This is a genomic window from Chromohalobacter canadensis (assembly GCF_029544075.1).
GTDB classification, from domain to species: Bacteria; Pseudomonadota; Gammaproteobacteria; order Pseudomonadales; family Halomonadaceae; genus Chromohalobacter; species Chromohalobacter canadensis_A.
The window spans coordinates 379167-393133 of record NZ_JAJQJH010000002.1 but is presented as its reverse complement, the minus strand read 5'-3'; the positions used below and the strand labels follow the sequence as shown (position 1 = coordinate 393133).

At 62.1% G+C, this 13967-nt stretch carries 16 protein-coding genes; 6 read left to right on the top strand and 10 right to left on the bottom strand.

Translation table 11 applies throughout. The annotated features are described in order from the left end of the window. Window positions 1-18: 18 nt before the first annotated feature. The 3 genes from ribA (at window position 19) to LUN51_RS05465 (ending at window position 3293) form a co-directional block, all read left to right on the top strand. Entirely contained in the window at window positions 19-648 is a 630-nt protein-coding gene (gene ribA / locus LUN51_RS05475) for a GTP cyclohydrolase II (protein ID WP_277810456.1), read from the top strand. A 77-nt stretch (window positions 649-725) separates the two neighbouring features. Then, window positions 726-1409 (top strand): PAQR family membrane homeostasis protein TrhA, encoded by a 684-nt coding sequence (gene trhA, locus LUN51_RS05470; RefSeq protein WP_277810455.1) that lies wholly within the window; start codon window positions 726-728, stop codon window positions 1407-1409. 33 nt (window positions 1410-1442) lie between these two features. After that, window positions 1443-3293, top strand: coding sequence for an ABC transporter ATP-binding protein (locus LUN51_RS05465; RefSeq protein ID WP_277810454.1), 1851 nt, complete (start codon window positions 1443-1445; stop codon window positions 3291-3293). A gap of 7 nt (window positions 3294-3300) precedes the next feature. Here the strand turns inward: LUN51_RS05465 and LUN51_RS05460 are convergent, their stop codons facing one another. Continuing rightward, window positions 3301-3807 (bottom strand): DUF421 domain-containing protein, encoded by a 507-nt coding sequence (locus LUN51_RS05460; protein ID WP_277810453.1) that lies wholly within the window; start codon window positions 3805-3807, stop codon window positions 3301-3303. Window positions 3808-4121: 314 nt separating this feature from the next. On the opposite strand from LUN51_RS05460, the gene LUN51_RS05455 reads away from it, so the two are divergent. Both LUN51_RS05455 and LUN51_RS05450 read left to right on the top strand, forming a co-directional pair. Next, on the top strand, window positions 4122-5384 hold the full coding sequence (locus LUN51_RS05455) for a NupC/NupG family nucleoside CNT transporter (RefSeq protein ID WP_277810452.1): 1263 nt from the start codon (window positions 4122-4124) through the stop codon (window positions 5382-5384). A gap of 54 nt (window positions 5385-5438) precedes the next feature. Next, a complete protein-coding gene (locus LUN51_RS05450; protein ID WP_277810451.1) occupies window positions 5439-6293 on the top strand; it encodes an outer membrane protein OmpK in 855 nt (284 codons plus the stop codon). 97 nt (window positions 6294-6390) lie between these two features. Here the strand turns inward: LUN51_RS05450 and LUN51_RS05445 are convergent, their stop codons facing one another. The 3 genes from LUN51_RS05445 to LUN51_RS05435 form a co-directional block, all read right to left on the bottom strand. Then, entirely contained in the window at window positions 6391-6708 is a 318-nt protein-coding gene (locus tag LUN51_RS05445) for a hypothetical protein (protein WP_277810450.1), read from the bottom strand. A gap of 123 nt (window positions 6709-6831) precedes the next feature. Next, on the bottom strand, window positions 6832-7152 hold the full coding sequence (locus tag LUN51_RS05440; RefSeq protein ID WP_178998406.1) for a DMT family transporter: 321 nt from the start codon (window positions 7150-7152) through the stop codon (window positions 6832-6834). Next, window positions 7149-7523, bottom strand: a complete 375-nt coding sequence (locus LUN51_RS05435) for a DMT family transporter (RefSeq protein WP_277810449.1) — start codon at window positions 7521-7523, stop codon at window positions 7149-7151. Before LUN51_RS05435 ends, LUN51_RS05440 begins: the two co-directional genes overlap by 4 nt. 132 nt (window positions 7524-7655) lie before the next feature. On the opposite strand from LUN51_RS05435, the gene LUN51_RS05430 reads away from it, so the two are divergent. Continuing rightward, the gene (locus tag LUN51_RS05430) at window positions 7656-8267 is read left to right on the top strand and encodes a TetR/AcrR family transcriptional regulator (protein WP_277810448.1); all 612 of its coding nucleotides are present in this window, start codon (window positions 7656-7658) and stop codon (window positions 8265-8267) included. A 9-nt stretch (window positions 8268-8276) separates the two neighbouring features. Here the strand turns inward: LUN51_RS05430 and LUN51_RS05425 are convergent, their stop codons facing one another. The 6 genes from LUN51_RS05425 to LUN51_RS05400 form a co-directional block, all read right to left on the bottom strand. After that, window positions 8277-9257 (bottom strand): alpha/beta fold hydrolase, encoded by a 981-nt coding sequence (locus tag LUN51_RS05425; protein WP_277810447.1) that lies wholly within the window; start codon window positions 9255-9257, stop codon window positions 8277-8279. Between the two features lie 22 nt (window positions 9258-9279). After that, window positions 9280-9882, bottom strand: coding sequence for a class I SAM-dependent methyltransferase (locus tag LUN51_RS05420; RefSeq protein WP_040240562.1), 603 nt, complete (start codon window positions 9880-9882; stop codon window positions 9280-9282). A 97-nt stretch (window positions 9883-9979) separates the two neighbouring features. Beyond that, window positions 9980-10756 carry a co-chaperone DjlA gene (gene djlA, locus LUN51_RS05415; RefSeq protein WP_277810446.1) on the bottom strand — a complete coding sequence of 259 codons (777 nt, stop codon included), beginning with the start codon at window positions 10754-10756 and terminating at the stop codon, window positions 9980-9982. Between the two features lie 25 nt (window positions 10757-10781). Then, the gene (gene dxs / locus LUN51_RS05410; RefSeq protein ID WP_277810544.1) at window positions 10782-12731 is read right to left on the bottom strand and encodes a 1-deoxy-D-xylulose-5-phosphate synthase; all 1950 of its coding nucleotides are present in this window, start codon (window positions 12729-12731) and stop codon (window positions 10782-10784) included. Window positions 12732-12750: 19 nt separating this feature from the next. Next, window positions 12751-13644 (bottom strand): (2E,6E)-farnesyl diphosphate synthase, encoded by an 894-nt coding sequence (gene ispA / locus LUN51_RS05405; RefSeq protein ID WP_277810445.1) that lies wholly within the window; start codon window positions 13642-13644, stop codon window positions 12751-12753. Continuing rightward, window positions 13631-13936: an exodeoxyribonuclease VII small subunit gene (locus tag LUN51_RS05400; RefSeq protein ID WP_040240552.1), complete on the bottom strand. Its 306-nt coding sequence runs from the start codon at window positions 13934-13936 to the stop codon at window positions 13631-13633. The genes ispA and LUN51_RS05400 overlap by 14 nt, the downstream gene beginning before the upstream one ends. Window positions 13937-13967: the final 31 nt, after the last annotated feature.

Here is a 13967-nt window from a genome sequence, read left to right as displayed (position 1 = left end):
GCATCACCGAGGTTCATCGTGACGATTCGCTTCATCGCCGCCTCTCAACTGCCTACCCCTTGGGCCACCTTCACCATGCATGGTTTCGAGGACGAGGCGACAGGCAAGGAACATATTGCCTTGACCCTGGGCGATGTCTCGACACCCGAGCCCGTACTGGGGCGCGTGCACTCAGAGTGCCTGACGGGGGACGCCCTGTTCTCGATGCGCTGCGACTGCGGCTACCAATTGCAGGAGGCGCTCAAGCGCATCGCCGACGAAGGGCGCGGCGTGCTGCTCTATTTACGCCAGGAAGGCCGTGGCATTGGCTTGCTCAACAAGATCCGTGCCTATCATCTTCAGGATCAGGGTTTCGACACCGTGGAAGCCAACGAGCATCTCGGCTTCGGCGCCGACATGCGCCGCTATGATCTCTGCGTGCCCATGCTCGACCACCTGGGCGTGCAAGCGCTCAAGTTGATGACCAACAACCCCCGCAAGGTAGATGCCCTGACACGCGATGGCGTACGTGTCGCCGAGCGACTGGCGATCACCGCCGGGCGCAACCCTCACAACGAGCAGTATCTGGCCACCAAGGTCGGCAAGCTCGGGCACATGATGGTACTGGACGACTTTGCCCCCACCCGCAAAGGTGATCGGGAGCGCTGACGCTGCCATTTGACGAACTATACTGATGCGCATGTTGTCTTGATGTCAGCGCGTCGTATAACGTCCAGGAGTTCGCCATGTCACATGAAGCCCCACCCGTTTCGTCCGAACAAGACGCTCCTTTTTCCGGCCTCGAAGAAGCACTGCATAGCATCAGCCATGGGATCGGCGCCGTGCTCAGCCTCGCTGGTATGGTGGTGCTCATCGTTGCAGCCAGCCTGGCGGCTGAAGTTAACCCTTGGAAGATCGTCAGTATCAGCCTATACGGCGTCTGCCTACTATTGCTGTACACGGCCTCGACGTTCTATCACGGCCTGCGCAGCGCGCACCTCAAGCGCCTTTTCCAGGTATTCGATCACTGTGCGATCTACCTGTTGATCGCCGGCACCTATACGCCGTTTTTGCTGGTCAACCTGCGCGGCCCCTTGGGCTGGACGCTGTTCGCGGCGATCTGGAGCCTCGCGCTAGGCGGCATCGCGCTCAAGATTGTCTGGCCGCATCGCTTTGGCATGCTGCGTGTGGGGGTCTACCTGTTGATGGGCTGGATGATCGTGCTGGCTGCTGGCGAACTCGATGCCCACCTCAATGCCCCCGGCCTTGCCCTGCTGGTCGCAGGCGGCATCACCTACACGCTGGGCGTGGTGTTCTATGCGATCCGTGCGATTCCTTTCCATCACGCCATCTGGCACCTATTCGTCCTGGGTGGCAGTGTGTGTCACTACTTCGCCGTCTACACCGCCGTGCTGCCGTTTCAGGCATAAAGCACGGCGGCGTCGCCCTGCCAGGAAATACGCATGTTCCGCTGGTTCGAAAACCGTCTCGCTCCCTTTCCGCCCCAAGAACCACAACGCCCACCGGACACTCTGGTCGCTTTCTGCCTGCATTACACGCGCGGCGCCTGGCCCTACCTGCTGACGGCAACGGTGCTGATGGCGCTCATCGCCGGCATCGAAGTATGGATGTTCGGCTTTCTCGGCAATATCGTCGATTGGCTGGCGGCCCAGGACCGCGAGACGTTCCTCGCCGACCAGGGCTGGAAGCTGACCGGCATGGCGTTGATCGTGCTGGTCCTGCTCCCCGGCATGGTATGGCTGCATTCGCTCTTTCAGCAGCAGACGCTGATGGGCAATTTCCCCATGCGCATCCGCTGGCAGGCGCACCGCTATCTATTGCGGCAATCGATGGGCTTCTATCAGGACGAATTCGCCGGACGCATCGCCACCAAGGTGATGCAGACGGCGCTGGCCGTGCGCGAGTGCGTGATCAAGCTGTTCGACGTGCTCAACTACGTAAGCGTCTACTTCCTGGGTACACTGCTGCTGGTGGGCAATGCCGACTGGCGGCTGGCACTTCCTCTGGTCGCGTGGCTGGCCGGCTATCTCGTTCTGCTGCGCATTTTCGTGCCCATCATGGGGCGTGTGTCCAAATCCCAAGCCGATGCGCGCTCGCGTATGACGGGCCGCATCGTCGACAGCTACAGCAACATCCAGACAGTCAAACTGTTCTCCCACGCTCAGCGGGAAGCAGCGTTCGCCAAGGACGGCATGCATGGATTTCTGGTCACCGTGCATCGCCAGATGCGCCTGGTTACGGGACTCTACGGCCTGCTTTATCTACTCAATGCGCTGTTGTTGTTCAGCATCGGCTGGCTATCGATCCAGCTATGGCTGGTCGAGGCGGTCAGCGTCGGCGCGGTCGCCGTGGCGCTGGGGTTGGTGATGCGTCTATGGGGCATGTCGCAGTGGATCATGTGGGAAGTCTCGGCGCTGTTCGAGAACATCGGCACGGTCCAGGATGGCATGGCGACACTCTCGCTGCCGCGCCAGATCGAGGATTCGCCCGAGGCGAAGCCGCTCGCCATCGACCGCGGCGAGATCGTCTTCGACCGGATTCGCTTTCACTACGGCAAGGGCAGCGGCGTCATCGATGAGTTATCGCTTGCCATTCAGTCGGGTGAAAAGATCGGGCTGATAGGTCCTTCGGGGGCCGGCAAGTCAACGCTGGTCAATTTGTTGCTGCGTTTCTTCGAACTAGAAGGCGGCGCGATTCGCATCGATGGCCAGAACATTGCCGAGGTGACTCAGGAAAGCCTGCGCGCGCAGATCGGTATGGTCACCCAGGACACCTCGCTGCTGCACCGCTCGGTGCGCGACAACCTCCTATACGGCCGGCCCGACGCCACCGACGAGATGGCCTGGAAAGCGGCCCGCGGGGCGCATGTCGCCGACTTCATCGAGTCGCTGCGCGACATCCAGGGCCGCGTCGGTTTCGACGCGCATGTCGGCGAGCGCGGCGTCAAGCTCTCCGGTGGCCAGCGCCAACGCTTGGCCATCGCCCGCGTGATGCTCAAGGACGCGCCGATCCTGATCCTTGATGAAGCCACTTCGGCACTCGACTCCGACGTCGAAGCGGCAATTCAAGAGAACCTCGACCAGCTGATGAAAGGCAAGACGGTGATCGCCATCGCCCACCGGCTCTCCACCATCGCCGCCATGGACCGCCTGGTGGTCATGGAGGGCGGACGCATCGTCGAACAGGGTAGCCATGCAGAATTGATCCGCCACGATGGTCTCTACGCACGCCTATGGCGGCGCCAATCCGGGGGCTTCCTAGAGAGTGAAGTTGCGGCGACCGAAACGCCCTGAGTCTTCGCTACCCCTTCGACGATGGCATGCCCGCAACGCCATCAAGCGCCGAGTCGCTCTTGCCAGCCTCGGGAATGACACTAAAGGTGCCGTCGGTCTCCAGCACCACCGCATACACCCGTTCAACGTCGGCGATGCCGTTTTCCCGGATAGCCGCCATGACCTCGGCTTCGACCACACGTTCCTGACGCATCGCTGCATGGCGATATTCGCCCGCGTACAGCAGCAATGTCGGCTGCGACTTGACCAAGTTCTTGACCCGTGGCGAGCGCACCGAGGAGAACGTGATGGCGAACTGCAACAGCACGATGATAGTAAACGCCGTGAGACTCTGCGCCAGCGACACCTGCGTCGAGACCAGCGCCGTGGAAAGCGTCGACCCCAGCGCGATGGTGACCACGAAGTCGAAGGCGTTCCACTTCGACAACGTGCGCTTGCCGGAAAGTCGGATCACGACGATCAGGACCACATAACTGATGATACCAACGACGATCGTGTGTGCGACCGGATGCATGATGGAACTCCTCAGGAGGGATGGAACGAGCCTGTCAGCGTAGGCGGCCCACCCTATCCAGGCCACCCTTTCTCGGTTCCTGAACTGTCTTTCTGTCTTGAATACGTTCACACATGGAAATGTGAAGTGTAGAACAAATCGCCGATGATCTTGTTTATCGGCCCGCTAAGTCCCGCCAGGACGTTGACATCGAGCAGCTGGTGTTATTTTAATAGCACATTACTGTGACTCTAATAACAAAACGACAAGCCACATGCTGGCGTATGCCGTTCCCTGTATAACAACCCACAATCGAACGTCATCAGGATGCTGATATGACCGCTATCATGAGCCTGGTAGGGATGGCGACACTGATCCTTATCGCTGTACTGTTTTCCTCTAGCCGCAAGTCGATTCGGCTGCGCACGGTTGGCGGTGCCTTCGCCATTCAAGCTGCCATCGGCGCCTTCGTGCTTTACATTCCTTTCGGACAAGCCGTTCTGGCCACGATCTCGGAGGGGGTCAGCCAGGTCATCGTCTATGCCAATGACGGTATCGACTTCCTGTTCGGCGACCTAGCCGACCCGGAGAGCGTCGGGTTCGTCTTCGCCTTCAAGGTACTCCCGGTCATCATCTTCTTCTCGTCGCTGATCGCCGTGCTCTACCACCTGAAGATCATGCAGTGGATCATCCGCCTGTTGGGGGGCGCGCTCCAGCGCGTACTGGGCACCTCACGCACCGAATCGATGTCGGCCACGGCGAACATCTTCGTCGGACAGACCGAAGCGCCCCTAGTGGTGCGCCCCTTCATCGCCTCCATGACGCGCTCCGAGCTATTTGCGGTCATGTGCGGTGGGCTAGCCTCGGTCGCGGGTTCGGTGCTCGCAGGTTACGCGAGCCTGGGCATTCCGATGGAATACCTGATCGCGGCCTCCTTCATGGCGGCGCCAGGCGGCTTGCTGTTCGCCAAGCTGTTGATGCCGGAAACCGAAACGCCCGATGACAGCATCTCGCGCGCCGAAGAAAAGATCGAAGAAGATGAAAAGCCCGCCAACGTGCTCGATGCCGCCGCCACCGGCGCCACCTCAGGCATGATGCTGGCGGCCAACGTCGGCGCCATGCTGCTGGCATTCATCGGTCTGATCGCACTGATCAACGGCATCCTCGGCGGCGTAGGCGGCTGGTTCGGCATGGACTCGCTGAGTCTGGAAATGATCCTCGGCTGGCTCTTCGCACCGCTGGCCTTTCTGCTGGGCATTCCCTGGAGTGAGGCCACGCTGGCCGGCTCGTTCATCGGTCAGAAGATCGTCGTCAACGAGTTCGTCGCCTTCATCAACCTGGCCCCGTACATCTCCGGCGACACCGTCGTGGCCGCCACCGGCGAGGCCATGTCCAAGCATACCGCCGCCGTGCTGTCCTTCGCGCTTTGCGGCTTCGCCAACCTGTCCTCGATCGCCATTCTGCTCGGCGGGCTCGGCCTCATGGCGCCCAATCGCCGCCAGGAAATCGCCCGCTACGGCCTCAAGGCCGTGCTCGCCGGGACACTTTCCAACCTGATGTCGGCCACCATTGCAGGGCTTTTCATTAGCTTGGCGTAACACTGAACGTATCTCGACCGCAACGTACAAAACGTAAAGATGGGATGAATGACCATGAACAAGATCACAATAAGCAAGTGGGTTGGGGCTTCGTGCTTGGCCACGATGGTAGGTGCTACTCCCGCCATGGCGGCGGATTATTCAGAAGGCATTCACGAAGACGACAACCTGTGGTTGACCTTCAATCTAATGCATAGTGAAGACAACCGCCTGCCGTTTCGCAACGCTCAGGATACCTATGTGGAGATGGAGTTCGGCGGGCGTTCGGGCATCGTCGACCTGTACGGCTATGTCGACATGTTCGATGCCCTCGACGACGGCAGCGACGACCAGAGCGGCGGCGACAACGTGTTCATCAAGCTCGCGCCACGCTTCTCGCTGGACGCCATGAGCGGCCGCGACCTCTCGGTGGGCCCGGTCAAGGAATGGTACATCGCCACCGTCACGACGATCGGCGACAACGGTCCCGGCGGCGGTCTATGGGAGCACTACGTCGGCCTGGGGTCAGACGTCGAGGTACCTTGGTTCGGCGAGATCGGTCTCAACCTTACCGCGCGCTATGTGCGCGAGAACTACGGCGGCCCGGATGAGAGTTCGTGGGACGGTTTCATGGCCTCCACCAACTGGTTCAAACCGTTCTACACCTTCTCCAATGGCAGCTATTTTTCCTACCAGGGGTATATCGACTATAAATTCGGTGCCGATACCGTCGCCGAACAGGCAGGACGCAGCAGCAACAGTCTGGAGTGGTTCAACGGCCTTTACTATCACACCGATCGCTTCGCCATCGGGTATGGCCTGAAGCTCTACAACAACATGGCTTTCTACCGCGACGACACCGATGCTTCCGGCGTCCGCCAGGACACCTCCGGCCCCGGTCATTACTTCAGCATCAACTACAAGTTCTGACCGCTTGCGTGTCCGCCGCTCGGCGGGCACGCACCGTCTACCGGCGCCCATCCGCCGATACACTCAAGCAACGCGCAAGTCGTATCACACGTCCTGCTTACCAGCCGGCGGGTGCGCCAAGATGGCGATTGTTGTCGGAAAGGATCTCCAACCAGCTACGCTTGTCCTCGGCTTGATCGGCGTCGCGAGCATCCTCATTGACGGCGCGCTGGCTGTCCGCCATGGCGACACTCATGCCGGCGTCGCGATAGTCTGCCGCATCAGCGTGGCGCATGCCCGGCTCAGTCGTCGTTTGAGATGCCACTTGCAGCGGCTCGTGATTCACGGCGGCGGCTTGTTGAGAAGCCGTGCTGGCTTGGGCGGCCAGCGGCAGGGCGGCGGCCAGTAGTGCAATAGCAGTGATTGAACGTGCCATGGGAATGTCTCCTTGTCGTGAGTGAACACGACACATTCTATTAGCCCGCTAAACATTATCCTACTATAGTCTTGCTATCGCACTTATAGTCTTGGACTATGGGTCGGATAGAAAACGCCATACTCAAGCCAACAGCTTGAGCCCCACTACACCCAGAACAATCAGTGCGGTAAAGGCGATTCGCAGGGGATGGCGTGATTCCCCCCAGTATAGCATCCCCAGCAAAGTGCCGCAGACGGTACCGATGCCAGTGAACACGGCATAGGCAATGCCCAAGTCGATACCGCGCATAGCCAGTGCCAAAAACCCGAGTGCCGTGCCGAATCCCAACGTCATGAGCACACCGCCAGCTAGCGCGCGCCCATGGCTGACGCGGGCAAACCCCACCACGCCGAGCACCTCAAAAACCCCCGCTCCGAGTAGCGCCAACCAATGCCACGTCATGAGGACACTCCTTCGCGCTGCCGTTCAGCGTCGTGATTCGCCCGACCGGCCTTGGGCTCGCCGGCAAACTGCTGCAAACCGATGACGCCAATCAGGATCAGGCCAATACACGCCAGCGATGGCCACGAGAAATGCGTACCGAATAGCCAGGCATCGGCCAGTACCGTGCCCGCCGCGCCCAGGCCCACGAAGACCGTGTACACGGTACTGGCCGGCAGAAAGCGCACAGCACGTACCGCCAGCAGTAAGCTCATGGCAGCCACGATCACGGTCGCCAGCCATTCAAGAGGGCTACTGGCGAGTTTCAACCCCGTCGCCCAACCGACTTCGGCCACCGCTGCCAGCGGTAGAATCAACCAACGTATTGCCATCCTGTCCTCCTTGATCAACTGCGCCTCGCACTTTTCGTAACACGTCTCACGCCAAGATCGCCAAAACTAACTAACGGTCGTTAGTATAGAGTTGACGACACGACTTGGCAATCATGCGCGCAAGCCGCGATCATGAGCATATTCACGCAGGCCCAGGGACGTTCAGTGCATACCCGCGACAAACTCAAACAAACCGGCCTCGCCTTGTTCGCCCAGCACGGCTACGAAGGCACCAGCCTGGCGCAAATCGCCGCCGAAACGGGCATCAAGAAGCCGTCTATCTACAACCACTTCCCCAACAAGGCGGCGCTCTTCCTGGCGATCTTCGAGGAGGTCGAAAGCGGCATCGTCGCGCTCATCGACGACAGCCTGACACGTTCCCACGACTTGCCCACGCGTGAACGCCTCGAGCGGCTCATTCGCTCGTGCGCCACCTTCATCCGCCGCGAGCATCAGGGCGTATTCTATAAGCGCTACCTGCTCTTTCCGCCCACGGACGTCGCCACCCAAGTCGCCGCCATCTCGAATGACAACGAGCGGCGCATCAACGCCTATCTACACGTACTTTTCGAAGATGGCCGCCAAGCTGGCGAACTACGCGCACTGCCCGAGGCGCAGTTCATCGCCGCCTTCTACTGCCTGATGGATGGCCTGTTCGCCGAGAACTTCTACTACGATGCCGATACGTTCGAACGACGTCTGGAGGGGGCCTGGGCCGTCTTTTGGGCGGGGGTGGAAGCCTGAAGGGCTCTATCAGGAGATCAAGGAGGAAGGCCAGGCCCGTGCCGCCATGCGCCGAATGAACGCCGCCGTTGCCTCAGACCGCATGATGGGCAGCATGTGCCCTGCCTCGGGCTCCACATGCACGAACATATCGGGGTATTGACGCTGCAGCGTTTCGATATGCAACGCTGGCTCGAGAATCCGGTCGTGCGCGCCGAACATGACGCCTAGCGGCACTCCCAGCGCCGCATAGCGCGGCACCTGCCGGGGCAATTCGTGCTCAAGCATGGCCAGGTCGGTGGAGGCCGCATGGAAGGCTTGGGGACGCAATGCCAAGCTCCCGCCGCCACGCATGGCGTAATCCGCAGGGACCGCCTCCGGCGCGAACACCTGCGCCAATGCTTGCCGCGAGGTCACGCGCGTCAGGGGAATGGCGAGCGTCTCGGCCATCCAGCGCCGCCAGCGGGGCGAGCGAATCGCCAACAGACGCATCGCCGGTGGCACATCCGATACCTGCGCCACCAGGGGCGCGAGCAATGCCAACCCCGCGACCTCCTCGGGATACTCCAGCGCTAGCGTCAGGGCCACCGCACCGCCCATCGAATGGCCCACCACGAGTGGCCGCTCGACCCCCAGCGCCCTCCAGGCCTCGTGCACGACGCGCGCCTGGCAAGGCAAGCGGGAACGCTCGTTGTCGGTGGCGTCGGAATACCCCGACCCCGGCCGGTCGATGGCAATGACGCGAAAATCATTGCCCAGTGCCTCGATCAAGGCATAGGTGAAATGCTGCAGCTGGCCGCCCAGGCCATGGATCATGACCAGCGGCGGCCCCTGACCGACATCGACGTAATGCAAGCGCCCGCCGGAGGTATCGATGAAGCCGCCGCAAGGCGGTAATCGGGCTTCGGCCTCACGGGCCAGGTCACGCGTCATGCGTCGCAGCCCCCAGAGACACGCCGCGACAAACAGCACACCGAGTAACATGCACCAGACCACGATCACGATCAGCATCAGGGCCACCCTACGGCGCGGCTCATGACCTTACCTCCGGCTTCTGAAAGGCCTGGTAGCAGTGCTGATTGCGCTCCAGCGCGACCAGGCTATGCTGATCGAGCCCAGGAATCGCGCGCGGGTACAAGTCCTCGAGCGCCGTCACGGCATCCGGAGGCACGGCGTTGTAGGGAGGGATATCGTTCCAGCCCAGCAGGAGCCGTCCGCCGGGTCGCAGGCAGGCCACCGTCGAGGCAAAGGCAGTGTCGATATCGCCGGGGGCATCCAATCCCCAGCCCAGCACACCGTTGCAAACCACGGCATCCAGGCTTTCGGGCGGTAAATGCGCTGCCAACGCGATCATGTCAGCGACGATATGGCGCTCAGCGCCGAAGGGCGATTTGGCTGGATCGACGTCCAAGGTGGTCACGCGGCTTACAGGGAAGAGATCGGGATAATCGCGCGTATACCAGGCGCAGCCGACGAGCAGTACATGACCGACGCCGACTTCCCTGGCCAGCGCCGGGAGGATCACCTTCTCCAACAACTGGCGATCACCATAACGGTAACCCACGCGCCATCCCAGGGAGTCGAATACGCCCAGCACGCGTGCCATGGCGCGGTACACTTGCAATCTCGCGGGCATCCACGTCTCCCGGTGTTGCGCCGTGCAGGCGATGACACCTTTCAGAGTTACCGACGCTCGGGGCACCTGTCAACGCACCGCCAGGCTGATGCGCTGGTCAGGCGTTCGCTTCGCGAGACTTCTTGATCAAATCGTAGGCGTTGGAGATTTCCTGGGTACGGGTCTCGGCCATTTCGCGCATGCTCTCGGGCAAGCCCTTGCCGGCGAGCTTGTCCGGGTGGTTCTGGCTCATCAGGCGGCGATAGGCCCGCTTGAGTTCGGCATCGCTGGCATCGGATTCCACACCGAGCACTCGGTAGGCATCGGTCAACGCCTGCTGCGATGTCGCGCCACCGCCCGCCTGCTGTTGACCGCCACGCAGCATGGCCTCGATCTGTTCGATCTCGGCTTCGCTGCATCCCAATCCGCGCGCCACGCGCAGTAGCATTTCATGCTCGGCGGGATGCAATTCGCCATCGGCGGCGATGGCCGAGAGCTGGACTTGCAGGAACACCTGCAACAGCGCGCGCTGCCCGCCGGTTACTCGCCGCACCGTGGCCAGCTCAGCGTCGAGGTCGAAATCGTCGGCTTTGCCGCGTTCGAAGGCCGCCTTCGCGCGCTCGCGCTGCGCCTCACTCAATCGTAAACGCCCAAAAAGCGTTTCGACGACACGCAGCTCGTCACCGCTGACGTGGCCATCCGCCTTGCAGACGCACCCCATGACCGCGAACGTTGAGTCGAGGAACTGCCCCTGCATTTGCGATAGCTTGGAGACGACCACGCGGCGTACCAGACGCCGCGCGACCCAATACCCCAACAAGGCACCGATAATCAGTCCCGGCAATTTACCGAACATGAAGCCGAGCCCGGCCCCAATCAAAATGGCGATCAGCATGAAGTTTCCGTCTTGTCGCTAAATGTTAGTCATTTTGGAGTGGCGCTCCCCAGCGCCGGCGCACCGCGGTCTCGATGCCCTCGGCGTCGAGACCGCACGCCGTCAGCAATTCGGCAGGCTTGCCATGCTCGACGAAGGCATCCGGCAGACCAAGATTCAATACCTCGACCTGGACACCCTCGGCAGCCAAGAGTTCATTGACGCCGCTCCCCGCGCCCCCGGCGACGACATTTTCCTCGAGCGTTACCAGCAGCCGATGTCGGCGCGCCGCCGCAAGTATCGCGTCACGGTCCAGCGGTTTCACGCTGCGCATATTGAGGTGCGTGGCATCGAGGTTTTCGGCAACCTCGGCAGCGGGACCGTTCATGCTGCCGAACGCCAGCAGCGCCACGCCGCCCTGCGCGCCGGTACGCCGTGTCTCGGCCTCGCCGATGGGCAGCGGCTCCAGGTTTGATGCCACCTGAGTGCCGGGGCCGGTGCCGCGCGGATACCGCACCGCTGCTGGGCCTTCGTGATGATAGGCGGCACTCAGCATGGCGCGGCACTCGGCTTCATCGGCAGGTGCCAACACCACCATGCCCGGGATGCAGCGCAGGTAAGCGAGATCCAGCGCGCCATGGTGCGTGGGGCCGTCTTCGCCGACCACGCCCGCGCGGTCGATGGCGAAGGTGACATCGAGCGCCTGCACCGCCACGTCGTGGATCAACTGGTCATAGCCGCGCTGCAGAAAGGTCGAATAGATCGCCACCACGGGCTTCATGCCCTCGCACGCCATGCCCGCCGCCAGCGTCACCGCGTGCTGCTCGGCGATCGCCACGTCGTAGTAACGCTCGGGATACTCGCGCGAGAAGCGAATCAGGTCGGAACCTTCGCGCATCGCTGGCGTGATGCCGATCAGGCGCGCATCCGCCGCCGCCATGTCGCAGAGCCACTCGCCGAAGACATTGCAATATTTGCGGGGCTTGGGCTTGGGCTTGGCTTCAGGCTCGGTCTCGTTGGGCGAGCGCGGCTCTTTCTTGGGCGGCGGCTCGCTGGCGGTTTTTTCGAGTTTGGTGATGGCATGGTAGCCGATCGGATCGGCCTCGGCAGGGCGAAAGCCGCGCCCCTTGCAGGTCTTGATATGCAGGAACTGCGGCCCTTCGAGGTTCGTCATACTGCCGAGCGTCTGCACCAGAGTCGGCAAGTCGTGGCCGTCGATGGGGCCGATATAATTGAAGCCCATCTCCTCGAACAAGGTCGCCGGGCTGACCATGCCCTTGACGTGCTCTTCGGTGCGGCGCGCCAATTCCAGCGCACCCGGTAGATGCGAAAGCACGCGCTTGCTGTTCTCGCGCATCACCGTATACGGCTTGCTGACCAGGATGCGTGCCAGATAACTGGCCATACCGCCGACGTTCTCGGAAATCGACATCTCATTGTCGTTGAGAATCACCAGCATGTTGGCATCGACATGCCCGGCATGCGCCAGCGCTTCGAACGACATGCCGGCACTCAAGGCACCGTCACCGATCACCGCACAGACGCGGCGCTTCTCGCCCTTGGTCCGCGCCGCCAGCGCCATGCCCAGCGCTGCGGAGATCGAGGTGCTCGAGTGGCCGACACCGAAGGTGTCGTAGGGCGACTCATCGCGCTTGGGGAACGCCGCCAGCCCGCCGAACTGGCGGATGGTCGACATCTGCTCACGGCGCCCGGTGAGGATCTTGTGCGGATAGGCTTGATGGCCGACATCCCAGACCAGGCGGTCATACGGAGTGTCGAGAATATGGTGCAAGGCGACGGTCAACTCGACCACGCCAAGCCCCGCGCCGAAGTGGCCGCCGGTACAGCCGACACTATAGAGCAGGTAAGCACGCAGCTCGTCGGCCAGTTCTCGCAACTGCGCCGTATTGAAATCGTGTAACGCCGCCGGGGACTCGAGCGAGTCGAGCAACGGCGTGGCCGGACGTTCGGCAGGAATCTCATCGAACAGCTTCATAAGCGTCATTTACAACCGATCAGTGATCGCGGTCGATCATATGGCGGGCCAAGTCGGCCAGAGGAAAGGCTCGCTCGCCCAAGGGCGCCAAGGCGTCCAGCGCCTCGTCGAGCAGGCCGTGCGCCTTGGCACGGGCGCCTTCCAGGCCGAGCAAAGCCGGATAAGTGGGTTTGGCACGCGCCGCGTCGGCGCCAGTGGCCTTGCCCAGGGTCGCGGCGTCGCCAGCGACATCGAGGATGTCATCCTGAATCTGGAACGCCAAGCCGATGGCGGTAGCGTAGGCATCCAGCGCCGCCACGCGAGAGTCGTCTTCATCGACGGCTGCCAGGGCGCCGAGCCGCACGGCAGCACGAATCAGCGCACCGGTCTTGTAACGATGCATGGTCGCCAGGGCATCGACATCCAACTGGCCGCCCACCGCACACAAATCGAGCGCCTGGCCGGCGGCCATGCCGTCACGTCCCGAGGCGTGGGCGAGCACACCCACCATTGCCCCCAGACGCGGTGGGCGCGCCTCGGCTAACACCTCGAAAGCCAGCGTTTGCAGCGCGTCGCCGGTCAGGATAGCCATCGCCTCGTTATAGACACGATGCACCGTAGGACGCCCACGCCGCATGTCATCGTCGTCCATGGCGGGCAGGTCATCGTGGATCAACGAGTAAGCGTGGATCAGCTCGATGGCAGCCGCAGGGGCATCCAGCGCAGTGTCCTCAGCGCCCAGAGCGCGTCCGGCGGCATACACCAGCACCGGGCGCAGGCGCTTACCGCCGCCCAGAACGCCATAGCGCATCGCGGCATCGAGCTCGCCGGCGACCGGCGTCGCGCGCTCGAAGACCCGCGCCAGCACTTGTTCGGTGCGTGCCCGCGACGTGGTGATGATGTCACGCTCGGCCAAGGGTTCAACGCTCACCATCGACCTCCCCAGCATCGAAAGGCGTCTCGTGGAAGCTACCATCGGGCTGCTCCAGCAACGCCTTGACGCGCAACTCGGCATTTTCCAGGCGTTGCTGGGCGTCGCGGGTCAGGTGCACACCACGCTCGAATGCCACCAAAGAGGCTTCCAGAGACAGCTCGCCCGACTCCAGTTGGCCCACTAGGGCTTCCAGGCGTGTCAACGTCGCCGCAAAATCCTCCGGCGCGCGTTCATCAACATCCGTTTCGTCGGGCTGGGCGCCATCGCCAACCGATGCATCCTTTTCCACCATGGCGTTTCTCGCTCATCCGTGCGGACCGATG

Bases quoted from the DNA above. Each gene is read 5' to 3' on its own strand.
- trhA (WP_277810455.1), top strand. From the start codon at position 726: ATGTCACATGAAGCCCCACCCGTTTCGTCCGAACAAGACGCTCCTTTT.
- LUN51_RS05465 (WP_277810454.1), top strand. From the start codon at position 1,443: ATGTTCCGCTGGTTCGAAAACCGTCTCGCTCCCTTTCCGCCCCAAGAA.
- LUN51_RS05460 (WP_277810453.1), bottom strand. From the start codon at position 3,807: ATGCATCCGGTCGCACACACGATCGTCGTTGGTATCATCAGTTATGTG.
- LUN51_RS05455 (WP_277810452.1), top strand. From the start codon at position 4,122: ATGACCGCTATCATGAGCCTGGTAGGGATGGCGACACTGATCCTTATC.
- LUN51_RS05450 (WP_277810451.1), top strand. From the start codon at position 5,439: ATGAACAAGATCACAATAAGCAAGTGGGTTGGGGCTTCGTGCTTGGCC.
- LUN51_RS05445 (WP_277810450.1), bottom strand. From the start codon at position 6,708: ATGGCACGTTCAATCACTGCTATTGCACTACTGGCCGCCGCCCTGCCG.
- LUN51_RS05440 (WP_178998406.1), bottom strand. From the start codon at position 7,152: ATGACGTGGCATTGGTTGGCGCTACTCGGAGCGGGGGTTTTTGAGGTG.
- LUN51_RS05435 (WP_277810449.1), bottom strand. From the start codon at position 7,523: ATGGCAATACGTTGGTTGATTCTACCGCTGGCAGCGGTGGCCGAAGTC.
- LUN51_RS05430 (WP_277810448.1), top strand. From the start codon at position 7,656: ATGAGCATATTCACGCAGGCCCAGGGACGTTCAGTGCATACCCGCGAC.
- LUN51_RS05425 (WP_277810447.1), bottom strand. From the start codon at position 9,257: ATGCTGATCGTGATCGTGGTCTGGTGCATGTTACTCGGTGTGCTGTTT.
- LUN51_RS05420 (WP_040240562.1), bottom strand. From the start codon at position 9,882: ATGCCCGCGAGATTGCAAGTGTACCGCGCCATGGCACGCGTGCTGGGC.
- djlA (WP_277810446.1), bottom strand. From the start codon at position 10,756: ATGCTGATCGCCATTTTGATTGGGGCCGGGCTCGGCTTCATGTTCGGT.
- dxs (WP_277810544.1), bottom strand. From the start codon at position 12,731: ATGAAGCTGTTCGATGAGATTCCTGCCGAACGTCCGGCCACGCCGTTG.
- ispA (WP_277810445.1), bottom strand. From the start codon at position 13,644: ATGGTGAGCGTTGAACCCTTGGCCGAGCGTGACATCATCACCACGTCG.
- LUN51_RS05400 (WP_040240552.1), bottom strand. From the start codon at position 13,936: ATGGTGGAAAAGGATGCATCGGTTGGCGATGGCGCCCAGCCCGACGAA.